5 protein-coding genes are annotated in these 5,175 nt (G+C 42.8%); 1 reads left to right on the top strand and 4 read right to left on the bottom strand.

Annotation, left to right across the window (positions count from 1 at the left end):
* From AC3A14_RS23960 to AC3A14_RS23950, 3 genes are all read right to left on the bottom strand, one after another.
* The coding region (locus AC3A14_RS23960; protein ID WP_487779202.1) for a WGR domain-containing protein at nucleotides 1-215 on the bottom strand (215 nt) is incomplete at its 3' end.
* 228 nt (nucleotides 216-443) lie between these two features.
* On the bottom strand, nucleotides 444-2,996 hold the full coding sequence (locus tag AC3A14_RS23955; RefSeq protein ID WP_318732936.1) for a glycogen/starch/alpha-glucan phosphorylase: 2,553 nt from the start codon (nucleotides 2,994-2,996) through the stop codon (nucleotides 444-446).
* 178 nt (nucleotides 2,997-3,174) lie between these two features.
* Entirely contained in the window at nucleotides 3,175-3,789 is a 615-nt protein-coding gene (locus tag AC3A14_RS23950) for a phycobiliprotein lyase (RefSeq protein WP_318723153.1), read from the bottom strand.
* 227 nt (nucleotides 3,790-4,016) lie between these two features.
* On the opposite strand from AC3A14_RS23950, the gene AC3A14_RS23945 reads away from it, so the two are divergent.
* On the top strand, nucleotides 4,017-4,184 hold the full coding sequence (locus tag AC3A14_RS23945) for an NblA/ycf18 family protein (RefSeq protein ID WP_271944104.1): 168 nt from the start codon (nucleotides 4,017-4,019) through the stop codon (nucleotides 4,182-4,184).
* A gap of 368 nt (nucleotides 4,185-4,552) precedes the next feature.
* Here AC3A14_RS23945 and AC3A14_RS23940 read toward each other — a convergent pair whose 3' ends face one another.
* Entirely contained in the window at nucleotides 4,553-4,951 is a 399-nt protein-coding gene (locus AC3A14_RS23940; RefSeq protein WP_318719198.1) for a hypothetical protein, read from the bottom strand.
* Nucleotides 4,952-5,175: the final 224 nt, after the last annotated feature.

The following is a 5,175-nucleotide window of genomic DNA, read 5'->3' as shown; positions in this document are numbered from 1 at the left end:
GTTTTCTCCTTCACCAACTTATCAAAAAATTTCTCCGCTTCTGGCAAAGACACCGGGTTAGGCGTTTTCGTCCCTTCCTTTAGGTTAGCGCCCCGACGACCATAGCGGAAATTGACGATATATCCATTATCACCCGCCAAAAGCAATTCCACTTCATAGATCTTATCCGAGCGGTTGTCTTGGTAATGGAGCGTTGTCTGTTTAATCCGTTTCATAGCCGTGAGGAGAAAAGGTTGTTTGCCATTTTAGTCAACTTTTCTGCCTACGTCTACATCATTACTACATCACGTAAAGTCTCCGATACGTTTGGAAGCCCCGTCGCTGTCTTCGCGGGGATTGGTTACTACAGTACTTCGCGCTCTGTAGTGGGGGAAATCCAGGCAACTTTGGGGGTATAGAACGCCCAAAGTTGCCTGGATTTCATGTCCGTTAAAACAATTTGCCTAAGAAGAAGTGACGGGTTGGGTAACCTTCAAACCTGCTAAGGCTTGATTGTATTCCTCCAATTCAACTTTCACTGGTTTGACACCCCAAATTTGCTGGCAATATTCGCTAATTGTGCGATCGCTAGAAAACTTGCCCATACGGATCGAATTGAGAATAGACATCTTCGTCCAACTCTCCCGATCGGCATAAGCACGATCTACTTTGTCTTGACAATCAATGTAATCCTGATAGTCAGCAAACAGCATATAGGGGTCGTTGTACATTAGGGAGTCTACCAAAGGCTTGAACATATTGCGATCGCCGTGGGAGAAAAATCCAGAGGCAATGCGATCGATGGTTTGCTTGAGTTCGGCATTTTGTTCGTAATACTCCCAAGGCTTATACCCTTGTTGTTTAAGCGCTGCCACCTCATGAGCGGTTAAGCCAAACAGGAAGAAATTCTCTGCACCGGCTTCTTCCCGGATTTCAATATTGGCTCCATCTAACGTACCAATCGTGAGAGCGCCATTCATGGAAAACTTCATATTTCCGGTTCCGGAGGCTTCTTTACCCGCAGTGGAAACTTGCTCGGATAAATCGGCACAGGGATAAATTCTCTGCCCCAAAGACGCATTAAAGTTAGCCAAGAAAACAACCTTAATTCGACCGCGTACATCCGGGTCTTTATTCACGACTTCAGCGACCGAATTAACCAATTTAATGATTAATTTTGCCATAAAGTATCCGGGGGCAGCCTTCCCACCAAAGATAAACGTCCGGGGTTGAATATTCAGACTCGGATTTTGCTTGATCCGGTTATATAGGGTGATAATATTCAACATATTCAAGTGTTGACGCTTATACTCATGAATCCGCTTCACTTGAATATCAAACAAGGAATTGGGATCGACTTCTAAGCCATTGTGAGCGGCAATATAATCAGCCATTAACTGTTTATTGTGCTGTTTAATTGTGCGCCACTCCGCTCGAAATTCTGGATCGTCAATATGACTTTCCAATTTACGCAATTGATCCACATCTTTTAACCATCCTTCACCCAACTTATTGGTAAAGAGTTCTGACAATTTGGGGTTACTTAATAACACCCAACGGCGAGGGGTAACTCCATTGGTCTTGTTGTAGAATTTCTCGGGCCAAAGTTTGTAAAAGTCTTTGAGAGTATCCTGTTTGAGCAGTTCGGTATGTAAGGCTGCGACTCCATTAATGGCATGGGAACCCACACAGGCTAAATTCGCCATACGGACTTTCTTTTCTCCGCCTTCTTCAATTAAGGATAGGCGACTCAGGAGTCCTGAATCCTCTGGATACCAATGTTTCACATCTTCTAAGAATCGATGGTTGATTTCATAGATGATTTCCAGGTGACGGGGAAGAATGGCTTCAAATAACCCAACTGACCACCGTTCTAAGGCTTCGGGGAGTAGGGTATGGTTGGTGTAGGCAAAGGTTTTTTGAGTGATGCGCCAAGCAATATTCCAGTCAAAGCCATGTTCATCGACCAATAAACGCATCATTTCGGCGATCGCCACGGCTGGGTGCGTATCATTGAGTTGGATAGCAGCCGTTTCTGGTAAATTATCTAGAGTCTTATGGCGCATCAGGTGAATGCGGATAATATCCTGGAGCGAACAGGAAACAAAGAAGAATTGTTGCTCGAGTCGCAGTTGTTTCCCTTGGGGTGTATTGTCATTGGGATAAAGAACTTTAGAGATTGTTTCAGAGCGCATTTTTTCTGAAACTGCACCATCATAGTTCCCTGCATTAAATTCACCAAAATCAAAATCATCGCTTGATTCTGCTTTCCATAACCGTAGGGGATTTACGGTATTGGTATCATAACCGGGAACTGGCGTATCATAGGGAATTCCCATCACTCTTGTATCGGGAATCCAGCGTTTTCTCGGCCGTCCTTTTTCATCACTATAGATTTCGGTATGGCCACCAAATTTAACTTCTACCGCTTGATCGGGACGAGCAATTTCCCAAGGATTACCTAGACGTAACCATTTATCAGGAATTTCCGCTTGCCATCCATCCTGAATAATCTGATGGAAAATTCCAAATTCATAGCGAATTCCATAGCCGACGGCAGGAATTTCTAGGGTTGCTAGAGAGTCGAGGAAGCAAGCTGCTAATCGACCTAAACCCCCATTACCCAAACCTGGATCGGGTTCATGTTCTAGGATTTCTTCGAGATCGAGACCCGATTCTTCTACGGCTTGACGGATGCGATCGTACAGGTGTAGATTAATCAGGCTATTCCCTAAGTGCCGACCCATGAGGAATTCGGCAGAGAGATAATAAACGGTTTTTACATCGTTTTCCAGATAGGTTTTTAGGGTTTTGAGCCAACGACTCAAGAGGCGATCGCGTAAAGTATACGCCAGAGCCATGTAGAAGTCATCTTGGGTTGCTAGGGATTCATATTTTCCTTGCAAGTAGAATAGGTTATCTGCAAAAGCGCGTTTGAGAGTCTCTACACTCATTCCTGTCCGGTCATCTTCAATTTGGATCGGACATTGGTCTTGAGGAATCATGGATTGGTTCATAAGTTCTCGCTTTTGTGAAGGTGTGCCATTCTACCGTCTATTGAAAGACGGAGAACGAACTTTTGATGCAATTTTAAGATTTTATTTATAGCCACTGGTTTGGCAGCTAGAACTTCCCTGACCTTCACCAAACCTAGCACTCATCATCTATTGCCTCTTGCCTCTTGCCTAGCGAAGTTTACCATCCCAATAGAGAAACGGCGGATTCTTTTTCCCAAGACGCTTTTAGGGCTTCTGGGAGAGCAATTGCATTCGTCTCGGCAGGAGAATCGATGCGGGTTTCAATGCAGAAGGAGGCAGTGTTAAATCCTCCAAAACGTTTGACCGTACTGGTGCGCAGACGAATCGAGCCAGAATCATCGGCAAAGGAAAATCGCTCGATCGCGCTCATGGTTTCGTATTCGGTGATTAAGTTGAGTCCGTCTTCATCATCCATTTCATACTGTCCAGCGACGGGGACAATTTCTGCATAGCCTTTTTCCCGCAAGAGTTTCCCTTTGCGCGGATTATCTACATCAGGAACGATCACCATAACGGTGGAATCCTCATGACCTTCGCCTTCCCGATCCCAACCCATGCTGCCATGCCATTGTACCAATGCCCCACCCGCAGCGAGTTGGCTATCAACTTTATGCATGGTGCAAATTTCTTGGACTCTTGGATCGTCTGGAGTTAAAGCGCTGACGGTGATTTCTAATTCTCCCAACTCCGCACGCCGAAAGGCCAGATGATGGGTTGAACGCTGCGATCGCCATTTTCCTGCACTTCGCTGAAAAAATTCCATTGCATCCATCTCCATTGGCCTCCTGAATGATTTGGTAACGATTTTGACATTTTTATTTTAAACTCCCTTTGATCCTAGGCACAAGCCCCAACGTGATATGAATTTTTGTTAATATCACTACTTTTTGCTTGACAAGTTGGACAATATAATATCCATGTGCTAGATTAATCAACAAATCTGCCAAAAGGAAGCTCTAACCCGTTTCCAGATTCTGAAATAGTGCAGGAGGAGTGAAGATGCAAATGCCTGGAAAACTAACTCTTGAGCAACAATTCAAGATGAAAGTCTACGAAGATCAAGTTCAGGCTTTAACTCAAGAAGAAGCTCAAACTTATCTACTCGAAGTGTTGCGTCAAATGATGGTGAAAGATAACATTGTTAAGCACCTGATGAAGAACGCTTAATCAGTCATTCCATTTCTCTTTAATCGTTCCACTAATGAGTTCTTGAGAAGCCCATTACTCTAACTAACTCATTGAGATGCAATTTCATACAGAAATGGGATGAGTCAATAAGGTGCTGGGAATAGATCATGATTCACCAGCACCATTAAGTAATTAATTGTTATTAATAGAGGTGCCCTTAAGATATAAATAAGTATAAACCCTACCTATATATTAACATCATATTTTGATATTTTCATCTTTCCTCAACAAGACAGTTATTAGTAGGGCACGTTATTTCACTTACCCTACCAATAGCTGCTCTTACTTCCCAATTAAAAATGATTAGTTGAGCATCATAAATGCTCTATAACGCTTCAGTAACCATTTTACAAGCACCAATCCTCCTTAATGGCTTTAATCAAAGAGAAGGTAGGATATTCAACATCTGTACGATAAGCCCATTTTAACCAGGCATCAATTGCTGTTGTTAATCTTTGTGGGTATTGTGCGACAACTGCAAGTAGTTCTGAACTCTCAATGTTGACACCTTCGTACTGAAGTTCAGGACTTCTAGGTAAATCAATATAATTAAGTTCTTTCTTAGGAGACGAGGCACAACCTCTAGTGCCCACTTGAATGGTCTTTAATTGGGGATGAGGATCGGCAGTGAAACTCATTAAAGTATTTTTTTGTACTATGCTGTGGACTAAGGTTAAGATCTCATATCCTTTGGGATGATTCATTGCAGCCATAGCAAGATCAGCATTATTGAATTCGTGATTCATGATTTTTTACTTAATGAAACGATACTATGACCATAACCAATTTCACACGTGCTGTCAAGTGTGATTTTTTGTTTGTATGTGTGCCACTCTTTTTGAATTGTGTTATGATGGTTATCATAATTACGAATAGGACACTATACAAGCATTATGATTTCTGAAACTGCTCTTTTCTCCGAAGCTAACGACAATCAGAGAGACGATAACTCTTTGGTCACCCAAGAACT

The sequence above is a fragment of the Roseofilum sp. genome, assembly GCF_982964205.1.
This window is presented reverse-complemented; position numbering and strand designations above follow the sequence as displayed.

Excerpts from the sequence above, each read along its gene's own strand:
- AC3A14_RS23955 (WP_318732936.1), bottom strand. The coding sequence starts at position 2,996 with ATGAACCAATCCATGATTCCTCAAGACCAATGTCCGATCCAAATTGAA.
- AC3A14_RS23950 (WP_318723153.1), bottom strand. The coding sequence starts at position 3,789 with ATGGATGCAATGGAATTTTTTCAGCGAAGTGCAGGAAAATGGCGATCG.
- AC3A14_RS23945 (WP_271944104.1), top strand. The coding sequence starts at position 4,017 with ATGCAAATGCCTGGAAAACTAACTCTTGAGCAACAATTCAAGATGAAA.
- AC3A14_RS23940 (WP_318719198.1), bottom strand. The coding sequence starts at position 4,951 with ATGAATCACGAATTCAATAATGCTGATCTTGCTATGGCTGCAATGAAT.